Genomic DNA, 15,544 nt, shown 5'->3' on the forward strand with positions numbered 1-15,544 from the left:
ACCTGCAACGACGATCAGGTCTTGCACCGCCATGCCCCTGTCGTACCGGATTTTCCCCTCTTCTACATATTACAGTTGAAGGTGTTCTTGGCTAGAATCCCCACGTGCGTGTGCTTCCAAATGCGCGAAGCGGTTTCATAAGTTGTGCGGGTGCCAGAACGCAGCGGATCAGGTTCTTCAAAGCAAGTGTCAGGAGGCATTTCCAAAACTCTTTGAAGATTGCGGCCACGCCTTATCTTAGGCTCGATGCGCCCAAGCGAACTGCTCTGCCCCCGCCCGGAGGGTCTCTATTGCGGCCCCGGCGATTTCTTCATCGATCCGATCAGGCCCGTGAACCGGGCGCTGATTACGCATGGCCATTCCGATCACGCCCGCTCGGGTCACGGTTCGGTGCTGGCCACGCAAGAGACGCTCGACATCATGGGGCTGCGTTATGGCGACGACTTCGCCGGGACGACGCAGGCCGCCACACTCGGTGAGACCATTGCAATCAAGGATGCGTCTGTCACCTTCCACCCGGCCGGCCACGTGCTCGGCTCGGCTCAGATCGCGGTGGAGCATGCCGGGCTGCGCATCGTCGTCTCCGGTGATTACAAGCGCCAGCCCGACCCGACCTGCGCGCCCTTCGAGCCGATCGCCTGCGACGTCTTCATCACCGAGGCCACTTTCGGCCTGCCGGTCTTCCGCCATCCTCCCGACAGCGAAGAGATCGGTCGGCTCCTGAAATCCGTCTCGCAGTTTCCGGAGAGCACGCATCTGGTCGGGGCCTATGCACTGGGCAAGGCGCAGCGCGTCATGCGGTTGTTGCGCGATGCCGGCTTCGACCGGCCGATCTACATCCACGGCGCCCTGGCAAAGCTCTCCGACTATTACCAGAGCCGCGGCATCGACCTCGGCGACCTGCGGCCCGCCACGATCGAGGGCGGCAGGAAGGACGATTTTGCCGGTTCGATCGTGATCGGTCCGCCCTCGGCCTTCGCCGACCGCTGGGCCCGCCGCTTCCCCGAGCCAATCGCCTGCTTCGCCTCGGGCTGGATGCGGATCCGCCAGCGCGCCAAGCAGCGGGGGGTGGAACTGCCGCTGATCATCTCCGACCACTCGGACTGGGACGAACTCACCGAGACGATCCAGGAGACAGGCGCCGGCGAGGTTTGGGTGACCCACGGCCGAGAGGAGGCGCTGGTGCGCTGGTGCGAGCTTTCCCGGCTCACCGCCCGGCCGCTGCATCTCGTCGGCTACGAGGACGAGGCGGAGTAGATGCCCGGCTCGCGGTCACGGATACAGCTTGCGCGCTCTCGCTACCGCCAGTTTCTTGCCATTGGCGTCGAGGGCCGTGGCCGTCCACTCGTAGGTGTGCCGCCCGCTGGGGGGACAGGGGCTCAAATAAGTGAAGGCTCCGGGCCTGATGGTGCCCTCGCCCGCATACCTCACCGTGCCTCCGCCATGCCGAAAGCTCGGCACATTGAGATCAGTCATCTCGAAGCGTATGTTGGCGGTCCCGTTCGGCACGTTGCGCAGATGGAAAATAGGGTTGGGGACGGTATTGGGCCTGCCGCTGGTGCACCGCTTGATCCCACCCCATTCGAAATCGAACGAGAAATCCGCGGCCATAGCCATGCTTGAGATCGACGAAGCGATGCCGAGCACCGTTAGCGAGGACAGGACAAGCTTCCACATCCCGACTACCCGCGTCTGCTTGGACGGTAGAGTATCAGTCCCGCACTTCCGGAAGTCAATTTGACGATGGAGGGGTTTTCCGAACTTCTGGACCGTCTGGTGCTGACGCCGTCGCGAAACGGCAAGATCCGGCTCTTGGTCGACTACTTCTCCACCACTCCGGATCCCGACCGCGGGCTGGCACTGGCTGCGATCACCGGCGATCTCAACATCCCAGCCATCAAGCCGGCCATGCTGCGGACGCTGGTCATGGAGCGGATGGACCCGGTCCTGTTCGGCTATTCCTATGATTATGTCGGCGATCTCGCCGAAACGGTGTCGCTTGTCTGGCCGGAGCCCGACCAGGCCCATGCCCCAAATCAGCGTCCGACGCTCGCGGATGTAGTAGACGCTCTGCAGTCGGCCAGTCGCTCGGACGGCCCGGCCGTGCTGGCGCGGCTGCTCGACACGGCGGGCATTTCGGGGCGCTATGCCATCATCAAGCTCGTCACCGGCGGCCTGCGCATCGGCGTCTCGGCGCGGCTGGCCAAGCAGGCGTTGGCCGAACTCGGCTCGGTCGACATCGCCGAAATCGAGGAGGTGTGGCACGGGCTCGAGCCGCCCTACCTTTCCCTGTTCGCCTGGCTCGAAGGCGGGGCTCCCAAACCCGAGAAGGCGGCGCGCGCCCTGTTCCGTCCGGTCATGCTGTCGCACGCCGTAGAGGACAGCGATCTCGCCAAGATGGACCCCTCAGACTACGCGGCGGAGTGGAAGTGGGACGGCATTCGCGTGCAGGCTGTGTCGGAGGGCGGGCTGTGCCGGCTCTACTCGCGCACCGGCGACGAGATCTCCGGCGCCTTCCCCGATTTGCTGGACGCGATGGATTTCACCGGCGCGCTCGACGGCGAACTGCTCGTCGGTCATCCGCCCGAATACACCGGCAGCTTCTCGGAACTCCAGCAGCGGCTCAATCGCAAGAGCGTGTCGCCGAAGATGCGCGAGCGCTATCCCGTGTTCATCCGCTGCTACGACATCCTTCAGGATGGAAAGGAGGATGTGCGCCCCCTGCCCTTCCTCGAGCGCCGTGCGCGCCTGGTGGCCTTCGTGGCCCAACTGGAACCCAGCCGCTTCGATCTTTCGCCGATCATCAGCTTCTCGAACTGGGAAGATCTGGACGACATGCGCCGGCATCCGCCCCATCCGGTCATCGAAGGCGTGATGCTGAAGCAGAAGACCTCGCCCTATCTCGCGGGTCGCCCCAAAGGCCCCTGGTTCAAGTGGAAGCGCGACCCGCACACGATCGACGCAGTGCTGATGTATGCGCAGCGCGGTCACGGCAAGCGGTCGAGCTTCTATTCCGACTACACGTTCGGCGTCTGGTCAGGCCCGGAAGGCGTCGAGGAACTGGTGCCGGTCGGAAAAGCCTATTTCGGCTTCACCGACGAGGAACTGCGGCAGATCGACAAATATGTGCGCGACAACACGGTCGAGCGCTTCGGGCCTGTCCGGTCCGTGAGGGCCGACAAACGCAGCGGCCTCGTGCTGGAGATCGCCTTCGAGGGGCTCAACCGCTCCACCCGCCACCGATCCGGGGTGGCCATGCGCTTCCCGCGGATCTCACGCCTGCGCTGGGACAAGCCTTCCGCCGAGGCAGACCGCATCGAGACCCTGCAGGCACTGCTGCACGAACCGAATGTCGCGCACCATGCTCAAGGCGAGACCGACACCTTGATCTCGTAGATGTCGAGGCTCTTGCCTTCGCCGGCGAAATCCGGGTCGATCGCGATCGTGCCGCCAGCGCCCGGATCGACCTCCGGCAGGCCCAGTTCGAACAGGAAATCCGCCTTCTCGTAGCCGACCGCGTAGCGCTTGCGGCCGCAATCGCCGAGTTCGCCGAAGTTGCAGTCGACCGCCATCTCGACCTGTTCGCCATCGCTGCCGCGCGCCACGATATCGAAAGTCGCCTTCCGCCCGGCGATCCGCTGCAGCACGCCCTGGCCGACATCGAACAGGACGGCGGCGCCGGAACCCGAGGAACGGATGCGCAGGAAGCTTCCCGAATCATCGTCCATCGACTCGGCTTTGATGCCGGCGGGGGCGCTGACGGCGGTCGCGTCGGCGGCCGTGAAGATGCTGATCCAGTCGCGCTGTTCCGCAGGCTGGCTCGTCAGCGCCGGGGGTTGGCCATCGCTCTCGGGATTGAAGTCCTCGGCCTCGATCGTCGCCTGCGGATTCGGCATCGAGGTCTCGCCTTCCTGCCGCGGCGGGAAGAGGCCGGCCTGCTGTGCGAACAGGATGCCGATGCCGACGAGGGCCACGAGGCACAGAGCCACGAACATGAGAACGAGAGGCTTGCGGCTGCGGCGGCGCGAGCGTTTGGGATCGGAGGCCGAAAGGGGTGGCGCTGCCCTGGAGCGCGAGGCGCGGTCGGAGAACTCCTCCCGGACATCGAGTTCGCCGATCCCGCCCAGGGCTCCGGCATCCCTGTCCACGCGGTCCGCCGTCAGTTCCGGCATGACGATGGGCGGCGCCTCCCCGGGCTCCATCCGGATTTCGAAGGAGCCGGCAAGCGGGTCAGCGGCCGGCACCGCCGGGATGAACTCGGTCTCGATCTCGGCTATGCGCGCCTGCAGCACCTTGCGCCGGTTGATCGCTGCTTCCACGGTAAGGTTCTGATTGGCCTGGAGGGCACGGTCGAGCGCTTCGAACGCCTTGCGGTAAACGCTCTCGCGAAACGCCCTGTCCTCGGCGTTGCCCTTTTCGAAGGCGCTCCGGATCGCCTTTTCGATCGGGTCCATTCATTTTCCCCGCCAAAACCCAAAAATCGATCGTTAACCGTAGCCGCAACAGCAATCAACGCGGGATTGCTCCTGCGACGCGATCGAATCGCCACAGCCAAAAACAGCGTTCGTATTCAGAAGCGGCCTGCCCCGCTCATTCGATCGGCCGCACCTCGATTCGAGGTCTTACCCGCCGACGTGCAAGGAGGCCACCGTAAAGACAGCCTCCAGCATCCAGGCAACAGTTGGAGAACAGTCGGAGGAGCAGGGCCAATCCTCCTCATCTCGCGCTTGAAATTACCGGCCAATGAGGTTATCAGGCGCTCGTTCGGTCGGGCCGCAGCGCCCGAGCCCGGTCGCCGCTTTAGCTCAGTTGGTAGAGCACATCATTCGTAATGATGGGGTCGCGTGTTCGAGTCACGCAAGCGGCACCAAATCCCGCCTAACCCCTTGACGGGTTGGGAAGAACAACAAATCCAACCGCTTGACCGTAGTCGCTGCTGCACATTTGTGGTACACAGCGGGGTATGGACGCGGTGCCTGATCGTCATCATCTCCATAATCGCAACGGCGTCTGGTACTATCGGCGCCGGGTTCCCGACACCCTGATCAAGAGCTTCGGCAAGAGCCTCATTCAGCATTCGTTGAACACGACCTCGCTGCAGGACGCCAAACGCCTGCGGAACGCATTGGACATCCAATACGACCTGGAATTCGAGGCGCTGCGCACATCGTCACAGACCCTCTCCGACTCAGCGTCCGACCCCAGCGCAAACACGCCCGCCAGGCTGTCGATCGACGAGGTCCGCCGGCGTGTCGCCGCCTACGTCGATGAGCAGGTGCAGAAATTCGACCAGCGCTACCTCAATGATCCCGCCGGCAGCTTAGGCGAATTAAGGGAGATCCGTTCCGACAAGCAAGCGCAGCTGCAGGATTTGAGCGATCCCGAGCATCCAGACCAGCACCTTTGGGTGCATCAGGCGTACTCCCGCGTTTTTCCAGAGGGGCACTCTTTCGACGGGATCACGGAAACGGGCGTGGCGGAGATGATCCGCCGCAGCCTTGTTTCCATCATTAGCAGAGAGCTCGCAATCTTGCGGGACGATTTCGGGACTAGCAGTGGTCCTGCTACCTCCCCGTCCAAGCTGCGAACCGAGGTGACGTTCGGCCGTCTCGCTTCGGAGTACGTCGAGAATGTGCGCGAGACGGCCAAACTCAACCGACGCCGGCCACAATGGGCCGAGAAGGTGGCGGCACAGGCCAAGCTCCTCGTCGAAGTAATCGGTGCCGATACGCCGATCCAAGCGGTCGATTACGACGCCGGGCGGAAGTTACAACGGGTTCTAGCGCGCCTACCTGCGCATCGGGAGAAACGCTATCCCGGTGAACCCTATGAACGAGCCATTGAGCTTGCCGCCAAGGACAACCGGCACGTCCTCACCCCGACCAGCCAAGCAGCCTATCTCGATGATTTTCGCAACATCATGCAGCTGGCTCTCAAAAAGCAGCTCATTGCCAGCAATCCCGCCGAAGACCTGCGGCCGCTGACACGCGACCCTCGAAGCCCAGCCGACAAGCGCCGCCCGTTCACGCCGGACCAGATCAGGCAGTTTTTTTCCTCGAGTTTCTACGCCCGTTGGCATCCGGAGAGTAAGGAGCCCTATCTCGCAAAAGATCGCGACTGGCGGTTCTGGCTTCCGCTGCTCATGGCGCTGACCGGCATGCGCCCCGGCGAAATCTGCCAGATGCAGGCCGGGGATATCAGACGCTCCTCCACCGGCGTCTGGTATGCCTATGTCGAGCCGACGGACGACGATGCGTTCGGGCCGGTAAAGAAGATCAAGACTAGCCATAGCCGGCGAAGCTTCCCGATCCACCCGCAACTGATCGAGGTCGGGTTTCTCGATTTCGTCGAAGGCCGCAGAAAGGACGGGGACAAGGCGCTGCTGTTCGCCGGTTTGAAGCCGAGCAGACGAGGCTACTACTCCGACTATCCGTGCAGGCGTTTTCGCGAGACCTTCCTGAAACAGGGACTGGAGTTGGAGCCTGGACAGACGCTCTACAGCTTCAGACACTCCTTCCGTGACGCGCTGCGGCGCATCGATGCCCCATCGGATGTCCTCTCCGCACTAGGGGGTTGGAGCGAAGGAACCAAGGTCAGCGACGGGTATGGTGACCCGAAGGACGCGGACTATCTGGCGAAGTTCGTCGCGAAAATCCACTATCCGGGCCTAAAGCTTGGTTTCCGCTACTCTCAACCGGCACCGACGCTGGCCTGAACCAGTCGGCTACCCGCCTCGCGACGCGCTCCACAAGCGAAAGAACAGGTGCCCTTGGGGTGACCTCCTGGCCTGCCGAAGATGATCACCATTGAAGCTGGACCTTGTGCTTTCGAACTATCGCTATTCCAACCCGTGGTTAACTGGTTTCAGTGGTGAAGGCTTGTACTTGGGGTGAAGGCCGTTCAGAAATTCGAGCTGTCGGCACGCGGCGATGGCATGGGCAAGTTCGCGTGAATGGCCAGGGACCAGTGTCCAGCCCGGAGTTCCGGCGATCCATTGGTCGGTAAACTTGGCTGTCACGGCGTCGAGATCATCCCCGACCATTTCAGCTTCACTGAGGCGCTTCGGTAGCCGATCCCCATAGCGGCGCGTTCTCTTCCTTCCGGGCCAGACGTGGACGGGATGGTCGCCATGACCGCGGCTCGGATCGAACCGGTATCCGAGCTCTTCCACACGTCCGCTCGAGGCTTTCCGTATTTCGTCGATCTTCAAGCAAACCTTTCCGGCGGGCAGTGCCAAAAGGCGCTGACGCAGGCGCTCCTGGAATGCCTTGACCCCAGACTGCGACTTGGAGCCAACAGCGATGTCGTCGACGAACGACGCCACGCACTGTTCTTCGCGGCATGCACGAAGCTCCCTTCCCAAGAAGGCCCTGGCAATCTGCGGCGACAAGACGGAGCCCTGCGGTAACCCCCGCCGGACAAGTTTGTGGGAGGCTTCCACTACATCATTGTATGTGAAGGCGTGTGGTATGATATCTTGCTGCGCAAGAAATTCTCCAACACTGTTGAGCTTCTTACTCAGATCGATATCCACCCAAGTGGACTTCGGCAGGAAGACAATGCCCCGCAATGCCTTGCGGCTTATTGGCAGCCATCCGAAATGTCCTGGTCGTAGGGAAGGGAAGCAGTTTACGACGTCCAGTTTTCCCCACCACTGAACGCCGTTTTCCATTTGCCGCGAGATCTCCCGCGTGAATTCGCGCTCCCCACCGGCACCCGGCCGGGTATAGTCGAATTCGCTCTCGACCCCCGCAATGGACAGCCAGTCACGCAGCAGCAGTTGATGCGCTATCCGATGGGGACCGAACTGCACGATGAGGCGATACCCTCCACTATCCTTGCGTTTCCAGTATGCTCTGACGGGTTCTTCCAAGCCCTCGAACGAGGTGATCGAGCTCGCGATTTCAATAAAATGAAGAGGAGAAGAGGAATTCTGGGCAGCCGAGGCTGCCCGGATGCCGGCACATAGTCTCGCGCTCTCAGACAGCAGCACCGCTTCGGCTTGAGGCCAGGCCTCCTGATCGAGGCTGCTGATGAGGGCCAGTGCCTTCAAGGTCTCGAGATAGGTCTCTCTTGCCCACTCGAGGCGTTGAACGTCCGTCTCAAATGTAGGCGATAAACCGCCCGCCGCTGAGAACCACCTGATCGCCCTTTTGATCTCCTTGTCTATGCGGCCGAGGGCATTTTGCAGAGCCTTCTCGTCGTGGATGGTGTTCGGCAACATCAGAGCTTGCCTCTTAGCGACAGGACGTCTTCACGCAGGTAGGTCAGTTGCCGACTACGCCGGAACCGCTTGGGCATCCTGCCGGCCGCTTGCCAGCGTCGGACGGTGCGGGTCGAGACGCCCAGCATTGAGGCGGCCTCTGCGATCGTCACCCAGGGGGCTCTGCGCAGGTTCTCGTAGGTCAGCATGTCTTGTGTCGAGCGTAGTGTCACAGTTGTGCACTCAATTGCTGGGAGCAGCGCCATATTCAGATGTTGAATGATGCTCGCGTTTCCGCAGCCATTCATCGAGATGCGCCCGGTCGTAAACGATGATCCTGCTCCCCGACTTCGAAAATGTGGGGCCGCTGCCGCTGATGCGCATCTTCTGCAAAGTGCTGGCAGAGAGGCGCAGATACTCCGCGGCTTCGGAGGTCCTCAGTTTGGACGTGGGGTAACCCGCCACCGTTTGTACCAGCGAATCCGGGAGGCGGAGGCCAACCCCAGCCTATTAGACCCAGTTGTCCAGCCGACTGCTGACGGCTGGCGACAGCGCGGGCGAATATGGTCGAGGCAACGATCTTTTTTATCTGAGGGCGATCTCAAGATAGAGGTGAGCTCTACTCCCCCACATCCTTCAGCGTAGCGTGCCGGAGCTTCTCCTCACCCTTCAGGAACTGCACCCGGCCGACCAGGCCGGGCTCGACCCACTCGGCGTTCTGCTTCGAGAGCCCCTTTGGTGCTCGGGCGGTCTTCTTCCCCTGAACCCGTTCGCACAAACGCTCGCGGATGAGCTTGGAGACGGTCACGCCGCGCGGCTCCGACATAGTTGCCGGCCTGGTCTGAGCAGAGCAACATCGCCGGTTTGCCCCTCTCCCGCTCCACCCCGATGATGTTGAGCGTCGCCTCGGCGTAGCACTTGGTCTTGAACCAGTCGCGCGAGTCGCCGCTGCGGTCCCGGCTGCCCCTACGCTTCGACACCATTCCCTCGAGGTCAAGTGTCGATCGCGTTGAACACGACCTCCGCACCGCCTTCCAGGCTCTCGCTGAAGCGGATCGGCTCATGCTCGAGTCCCGATCAGGTCCTGCAGCAACTGGCGCCGCTCCTCTATGCCAAATCATACGGAGATCCTGCCCGTCTAGGTGCAGCAGGTCGAACGCCAATTGGTGTAGGCTTATCTGAGCAACGGTTGCGTCCGGTGTGATCGCCTGTTCGGGGACTTTTTTCGAGATTTTCGAACGGTATGATGAGCGAGTGAATTGCACCATTCCAGTTAGAGCAACCCCACAGTGGCGAAGGCTGCACGGCGGCAGCCGAACCTGGGAGCCTTCAAACCGGAGGAGCTAGGACGGCCTAACCTCCGATAATACCCTTATCGCGACTTAAACGACGTGTTTCGCACTGGGTGCAACCACCTGCAGCTGGCTTCCAATGATCGATCTGTTTGACGACCCAGCTGTGGCTGGCGCTATAAGTTGGCGCGAGGGCAGCGCATTGGAGGGGGAACCTTTGGAACTGCTACTAAATGGCATCAACGGAACATATCTTCGAAGCATCCTTCTGAACGCCGAGAAGAGGACGCACCGCGTCGATGCTGCGGTCGCCTATGCGACGGAGAACGATTTGCTCTTCGATTGGTGTTGGGATCAGAAGCTGCCGCTTCGATTTTGGGGCCGTTTCGACGAGAGTGTGCCAGTAGCGATCCCGGTCCTGAAGAAGTTCCTAGATAAGCGTTCTGGCCGTTATGTTTGCAAGCTCGTTAGGAACTTCCATCCGAAAGTGATCTGGTGGCGTGGTTACGGAGCTTACATCGGTTCGGCCAAAGCGATGTCAATGGTACGACGGCTGCCTGGAATCGCACGATAGTGAATCCGGAATCTATATCCTAAGCGGTGCAATCCGCTCCTAAATCGTTTCTCGTTTTGGTTGTCCTTCGAACGTGTATTTCGCATACGCCTGCTGGTAGTTGGCGAGACTGGATCTTTGGGCTCCATCTTCCGGCCAACCTTCTCGTCATCCTCAACAGTATCGGTCACCGCAAGATCTCAGCAGGTCTCTTGGGTGCTTCGGCGTGGCTGCAGCTTCCAGTCTGACACTCTCAAGCCCTCCAACTGAGCGAAAACTACTCCTAGCAGGCAAATTCAAAAACTCTATGTCTCGCCGGCCGGACAACTTCTGGAAGGATTCACCAAGTCTGCAGTGCGCCGCCTCGGCCATATGGCTTCGAACCATGGCAGTGCGAGCCAGATTGGGTGAGGTGGAGCCCCCGCAGTTAATTGCAAATTTCGCCGCGACTGCGATCTTGGGGATCCTCATCGCAGCCGCGACACTTCTGTGATACACTTAAGCATGACGGCCAAACGGCTAAGTAACTGAATTTTTTGCGCGCGCCTGAGGCACTTTTCACCTCACGCAAGCGGCACCAATCTCCGGCCCGGAGATTGATCCTTTGCCTGTAAGCCGGTTTTAGTTGAACGTGTGCACCCTGAGCTTCAGGCTGCCGTCCGCCTGCCGCTCGAAGATGTGGGTCGCGACGCCGCCCCATGGCTGATCCTTTCCGGCCTTGTCCTTGCCGGCGGCGGACCATTTGGCGGCACCGAACACCACCTTGTCATTTCCGGACGCCTGGATCAGTTCCAGCTTGTGGTCCTTGACGCCCATGGCGAACAGGGAAGCAAAGAACTTCTCGATGCCTGGTCGGCCGGTGATCACATCGTGGGTAGCCGGCAGGAACAGCGCATCCTCTGCGTAGAGGGCCGCGAGCGCCTTGGCGTCTCCCTTGTTGAAGGCTTGATCCCAGGCCGCATAACTGGCCTTCACCTCTGCGGCTGGATCTGCGTGGGAAAGAAGCGAAGACATTCCTAAGAACAGCGCCATGACAAATGGCATGAAGAGCTTAGTCATCGATGCCTCCGTGGTGGTGTCTCGGTCAAAGCCTCCCGCACGTAAGCTACAAGCTCCAGGTACTATGCTCCCGGACAGTCAGGCTGTCACATCAACAGGCTGTCACACTGCTTGGCCGTTCCTCTCTGTCGGCCGAGCGCAAAATGGCCTGCCCGCAGCGGGTGCGGGCAGGCTCAAGAGGCTATCAACGCCTCTGTGACGTTATCATCAGACGATGTCGAAATCCGCCGCCTTCGAATGCTTGATCAGTTCGGCAAGGCCGGCGGCGTATTCGGCACCAGCGCCATCGGCATCGTTTTGGAACGTGCCCGTGTCGGTGGCGTAAGCCTTGCTGCGGCCGGGCTCTTCCGCAGGGGCCTGGATGTCGGCCGCGAAGTCGGAAGCGCCCTGCGGGCCCGCCTTCGTCAACGACTTGAAGTGCCCATTGCCCCAGTCGATCGTGTCGTGCTTCGCGCTGAAGTCTATGAACTTGTCGGCGTGCTTGGCACCCAGCGCTTGGAAGAACGCATAGGCGTCCGCGCCGGCAATTCCCTTGTGCCAGTCGCCGCTGGCGTTCTCGGCCGTCGCATCCCCGGACTGGTGCCACTTTTCATGTCCGCGGCCGCCGCTCATCCAGTGCCCGATCCCCTTCCAGCCGTGGCCGTTGTCGCCGGTGTTGCCGGTGACCTCCGGCGCCGGCTCGTTGCCTGACGTGTCGGTCGGCGCTGCGTCCACTGCATCGTCGGTCGGCGCCGCGTCCACCGCATCGTCGGTCGGTGCCGCGTCCACCGCATCGTCGGTCGGCGCTGCGTCCACCGCATCGTCGGTCGGTGCCGCGTCCACCGCATCGTCGGTCGGTGCCGCGTCCACCGCATCGTCGGTCGGTGCCGCGTCCACCGCATCGTTGGTCGCCGGCGCCTCCGCTTCGGAGCCCGGGTCGAGATCGTGGCTGCCTGACATCGACGCCTCATCGCCGCCATCTTCGGTGGCGTCGGCCACCTGATCGCCGGGCTGATCGTCGGCGGCATCGGCCACCTGATCGTCGGCGCCGTCGTCGTCCGGATCAATCGTCACGTCGGCGTCGTCCATGCCGACTACCGCGTCGGTGCCGTCGGTGACAGCGGAGGTGTCTGGGGCAGCGCTGGCGCTATTCCGCTCAAGGAACAAATTCTGCAGTTCCTGCGAGTCGGCGATCGTAGTCGTGCCGAGTTGTGAGCCCCATGCATAAGCATAGTCGAAGGCGGGCGATGGAACATTCTCGTCCCAGTGCTCCATCATGACCTGCATCTGCTCGGCGGTCGGGAGAGCGTACTTGCTGTCGGTGTCGGTCACGTATTCTCCGCCACCGAAGGTCTGGTAGACCGGCACGATCTGGTCGACCGGAATGCCGGCTTCGACCGCTGCGGCCACCGTCCTGTCGATCATCTCGAAATCGACCGGACCCGACTCCGAGCGAACGGGGTAAGGATCCAGCCCGTAATAGTCGATGCCGGTATTTTCCGGATTGAAGTTGCCCTCAAAGCTCGGTTCGGCCGAGGAACCCGTGTTCATCATCGTGATGAAGGTCTTGGCGCCGAGTACGTTGTCATGGATGTAGTCCGACTCCGCCTTTAGGTTTTCGGCGGTGGCGTAGGTGCCCCACTGTCCCGTCGGATCGGGCTCGTCGGCTAGGAAGAAGCCGAACAGCTGGTCATTTCCTTTGAAGGCGTCGACCTTGTCCCTGAAGGAGGACGTAGCGCCGTCGACCTCGTCCAGCCAGACCAGACCCATCATGCCGTCAGGCAGCGCGTTGAGCTCCTCGACGGATTGCACGTCGACCAGATTGAACCCTGCGGTCCCGATTTCCGCGGCAGAGCCACCCGATGTGTAGTGTAGAGTCGCCATCAAAATTCCTTTGCAGCTTCACCCACCCGCAGCCTGCGACCATAGGGATGCTGAGGCTCTCAACAAGCAAAACATCGACATACCCGAATGCAACCGGCGGTTTATCTTAGTTTTCACAACCATCCATTGCGAATTCGAAAATGTTATTTTGACTAACTCCCTAGGTTTGAAGTGATTTTTGGCTGTATTGATTTTGGCCATTTTCCGCCTTTCCCACGGCATGGAGATCAATTCTGTCCGTCAGCTTCAATTACTCCCGCCCTCGAGCGCCATATCTTTGGATCCGACCTGGGGACGGCACGTCCGGCAAAGTCAGCCTCTACCCGAGAAGATCAGCGGCGACGTTCGTGAAGATGCGCCCAGCGAGGCGTCGCCAGCGACCCGAGGCGGGGGCGCCGTGGGTCCTTCGTCAGGATTCAACGCGAGGTGGCGAAATCAGCTGTGGATAACTTCAGCTCGAGCCACTTTCCAAGAAGCCTGTGACGCTTGCAACACGTGCGCCCGACCTGAGGAGGCGGAGGGGGACCCGCCAGCCGACCCGCTCTGGCGACTGCGTTTATTTCAGTACTTCCTTCACCGTTCGAAGTACTGGGACCAGGCAACGAAATCGCCGAACATCGTCATCCTCGATCAAGGATACCTGCAGACAATTGGCTCTCTGGCGATCTTCAACGGCTCGGCCGACACCGCCGCACTGTCAAGGCTCGCGGCCTGGCGCGGGAAGCCGACATCGCGATCAGGGTGGCAATGCCGGCGTCCTGCCCGCCCGTCGCGCCTGCGGCCGGCTTGATCTCGCGCGGAGCGTGCTCCATTTCGCGCTGAGCAAGCCGCTGACGGCGGCGGCGAGAGTGGCGGCAGTGGGAAGCGCTCTCATCATCTTCCATACGGAGCCGTGGAGCGAACACAAGATCAGCCTCGCGCGGCAGCCGGCATACTCTGGCCATGGCGGTGTGGAATGTCGCAATGGCGACACACACATACGGAGGAGCCTCGGCATACTGCCAGGCCTCATGCACGCAGGCTCGACACTTGGTTTGCATGCCTTGGGGGGACGACGACAGCCCCATGGCGGCAGCGCAAAGTAGAGAAGGGGAAGTTCCATGCGTATTGCAGTCATAGGCAGCGGCTATGTCGGGCTCGTCTCCGGCGCCTGCCTTTCCGATTTCGGCCACGACGTCACCTGCATCGACAAGGATGAGCGAAAGATCGAGGCGCTGCGGCGCGGGGAGATGCCAATCTACGAACCTGGGCTCGACTCGATCGTCGCCGGCAACGTCAAGATGGGCCGGCTGGCTTTCTCGACCGAGCTGGGGCCGGCCGTCGAGGTCGCCGACGTGGTATTCATTGCGGTCGGGACGCCGTCGCGAAGGGGGGACGGCCATGCCGACCTGTCCTATGTCTATGCCGCGGCGCGCGAACTGGCGCAGTCGCTCCGAGGCTTCACCGTTGTGGCGACCAAGTCGACCGTGCCGGTCGGCACCGGCGACGAGATCGACCGGATCATACGCGAGACCAATCCCGCGGCCGACGTTGCGGTGGTCTCCAACCCGGAATTTCTGCGCGAAGGAAATGCCATCGACGATTTCCGCCGCCCAGACCGGATCGTCGTCGGAATAGCCGACGAGCGTGCCCGCCAGGTGATGACCGAAGTCTATCGCCCTCTTTACCTGAACCAGGCACCGCTGGTCTTCACCACGCGGCGGACCTCCGAGCTGATCAAATATGCGGGCAACGCTTTCCTCGCCATGAAGATCACGTTCATGAACGAGATCGCCGATCTTTGCGAGGAAGCCGGCGCCAACGTCCAGGATGTGGCCCGCGGCATCGGGCTCGACCAGCGGATCGGTTCAAAGTTCCTGCACGCAGGTCCGGGCTACGGTGGTTCGTGCTTCCCCAAGGACACGCTGGCGCTCATCAAGTCGGCACAGGATCTCGGCAAGCCTCTGCGCCTGGTCGAGACGACCGTTGCCGTCAACGACACCCGCAAGCGCGCGATGGCGCGCAAGGTGATCGCTGCCTGCGGCGGAGACGTGCGCGGCCGCAAGATCTCGATACTGGGCCTGACCTTCAAGCCGAACACCGACGACATGCGGGAGTCGCCGGCGCTGACCATCATCCAGGCCCTGCAGGATGCGGGCGCGCGGGTTGCCGCCTACGATCCCGAGGGGATGGAGCAAGCGCGATCGCTGCTCGAGAATGTGACGTTCGGCTCTGATCCCTATGACGCCGCCGAAGGCGCCGAGGCGCTGGTCATCGTCACCGAGTGGAACGCCTTCCGCGCCATGGACTTCCAACGGCTGAAGTCGATCATGGCCACGCCGCTGCTGGTCGACCTGCGCAACATCTACCGCAAGGAAGAGATCCGGCCGCACGGTTTCGCCTATGTCAGCGTCGGCCGTCCCGCGGAGGACTATCTCAGCCCGCTGCACATAGCGCGGGATGCCGCGCAGGCTTGAGGTGCAAAGGGCCTCTACTCCGCGCTCGTGAGATTGCCGACGAGCCGACGCTCGACCGTCTGCTGAGCAAATGCCGCAGCAGGCGACGGCCATGTCGGTGGACGACAGCCTCTTTCAT

The 15,544-nt window shown here is 61.8% G+C and carries 13 protein-coding genes and 1 tRNA gene; 6 read left to right on the forward strand and 8 right to left on the reverse strand.

The features are described from left to right. Positions 1-246 precede the first annotated feature (246 nt). Positions 247-1,257 (forward strand): ligase-associated DNA damage response exonuclease, encoded by a 1,011-nt coding sequence (locus HUI96_RS15575; protein WP_188255599.1) that lies wholly within the window; start codon positions 247-249, stop codon positions 1,255-1,257. A gap of 15 nt (positions 1,258-1,272) precedes the next feature. On the opposite strand, the gene HUI96_RS15580 is transcribed toward HUI96_RS15575, so the two are convergent. Next, on the reverse strand, positions 1,273-1,677 hold the full coding sequence (locus tag HUI96_RS15580) for a YbhB/YbcL family Raf kinase inhibitor-like protein (RefSeq protein ID WP_237684152.1): 405 nt from the start codon (positions 1,675-1,677) through the stop codon (positions 1,273-1,275). Between the two features lie 66 nt (positions 1,678-1,743). Here HUI96_RS15580 and HUI96_RS15585 point away from each other — a divergent pair, with 66 nt between their 5' ends. Beyond that, positions 1,744-3,396 carry a cisplatin damage response ATP-dependent DNA ligase gene (locus HUI96_RS15585; RefSeq protein ID WP_188255600.1) on the forward strand — a complete coding sequence of 551 codons (1,653 nt, stop codon included), beginning with the start codon at positions 1,744-1,746 and terminating at the stop codon, positions 3,394-3,396. On the opposite strand, the gene HUI96_RS15590 is transcribed toward HUI96_RS15585, so the two are convergent. Then, positions 3,366-4,454 (reverse strand): hypothetical protein, encoded by a 1,089-nt coding sequence (locus tag HUI96_RS15590; protein ID WP_188255601.1) that lies wholly within the window; start codon positions 4,452-4,454, stop codon positions 3,366-3,368. The genes HUI96_RS15585 and HUI96_RS15590 overlap by 31 nt on opposite strands. Before the next feature lie 340 nt (positions 4,455-4,794). Between HUI96_RS15590 and HUI96_RS15595 the strand changes: the two genes are divergently transcribed. After that, positions 4,795-4,870 (forward strand) — tRNA-Thr (locus tag HUI96_RS15595). 102 nt (positions 4,871-4,972) lie between these two features. Next, positions 4,973-6,715: a site-specific integrase gene (locus tag HUI96_RS15600; protein ID WP_188255602.1), complete on the forward strand. Its 1,743-nt coding sequence runs from the start codon at positions 4,973-4,975 to the stop codon at positions 6,713-6,715. A 123-nt stretch (positions 6,716-6,838) separates the two neighbouring features. Here HUI96_RS15600 and HUI96_RS15605 read toward each other — a convergent pair whose 3' ends face one another. From HUI96_RS15605 to HUI96_RS15620, 4 genes are all read right to left on the reverse strand, one after another. Further along, entirely contained in the window at positions 6,839-8,224 is a 1,386-nt protein-coding gene (locus tag HUI96_RS15605; RefSeq protein WP_188255603.1) for a reverse transcriptase domain-containing protein, read from the reverse strand. Further along, on the reverse strand, positions 8,224-8,412 hold the full coding sequence (locus HUI96_RS15610; protein ID WP_188255604.1) for a helix-turn-helix domain-containing protein: 189 nt from the start codon (positions 8,410-8,412) through the stop codon (positions 8,224-8,226). The genes HUI96_RS15605 and HUI96_RS15610 overlap by 1 nt, the downstream gene beginning before the upstream one ends. Positions 8,413-8,446: 34 nt before the next feature. Beyond that, entirely contained in the window at positions 8,447-8,668 is a 222-nt protein-coding gene (locus HUI96_RS15615; RefSeq protein ID WP_337918388.1) for a helix-turn-helix transcriptional regulator, read from the reverse strand. Positions 8,669-8,822: 154 nt separating this feature from the next. Continuing rightward, on the reverse strand, positions 8,823-9,029 hold the full coding sequence (locus tag HUI96_RS15620) for a hypothetical protein (protein WP_188255605.1): 207 nt from the start codon (positions 9,027-9,029) through the stop codon (positions 8,823-8,825). Positions 9,030-9,634: 605 nt separating this feature from the next. Here HUI96_RS15620 and HUI96_RS15625 point away from each other — a divergent pair. Beyond that, a complete protein-coding gene (locus tag HUI96_RS15625) occupies positions 9,635-10,069 on the forward strand; it encodes a hypothetical protein (protein WP_188255848.1) in 435 nt (144 codons plus the stop codon). 600 nt (positions 10,070-10,669) lie between these two features. On the opposite strand, the gene HUI96_RS15635 is transcribed toward HUI96_RS15625, so the two are convergent. After that, a complete protein-coding gene (locus HUI96_RS15635; protein ID WP_188255606.1) occupies positions 10,670-11,107 on the reverse strand; it encodes a YybH family protein in 438 nt (145 codons plus the stop codon). Between the two features lie 207 nt (positions 11,108-11,314). Continuing rightward, positions 11,315-12,970, reverse strand: a complete 1,656-nt coding sequence (locus HUI96_RS15640) for a calcium-binding protein (protein ID WP_188255607.1) — start codon at positions 12,968-12,970, stop codon at positions 11,315-11,317. Positions 12,971-14,070: 1,100 nt separating this feature from the next. On the opposite strand from HUI96_RS15640, the gene HUI96_RS15645 reads away from it, so the two are divergent. Further along, positions 14,071-15,426 (forward strand): UDP-glucose dehydrogenase family protein, encoded by a 1,356-nt coding sequence (locus HUI96_RS15645; protein WP_188255608.1) that lies wholly within the window; start codon positions 14,071-14,073, stop codon positions 15,424-15,426. The last annotated feature ends 118 nt before the right edge of the window (positions 15,427-15,544 follow it).

The sequence above is a fragment of the Pseudaminobacter soli (ex Zhang et al. 2022) genome, assembly GCF_014595955.1.
GTDB lineage: Bacteria > Pseudomonadota > Alphaproteobacteria > Rhizobiales > Rhizobiaceae > Kumtagia > Kumtagia pseudosoli.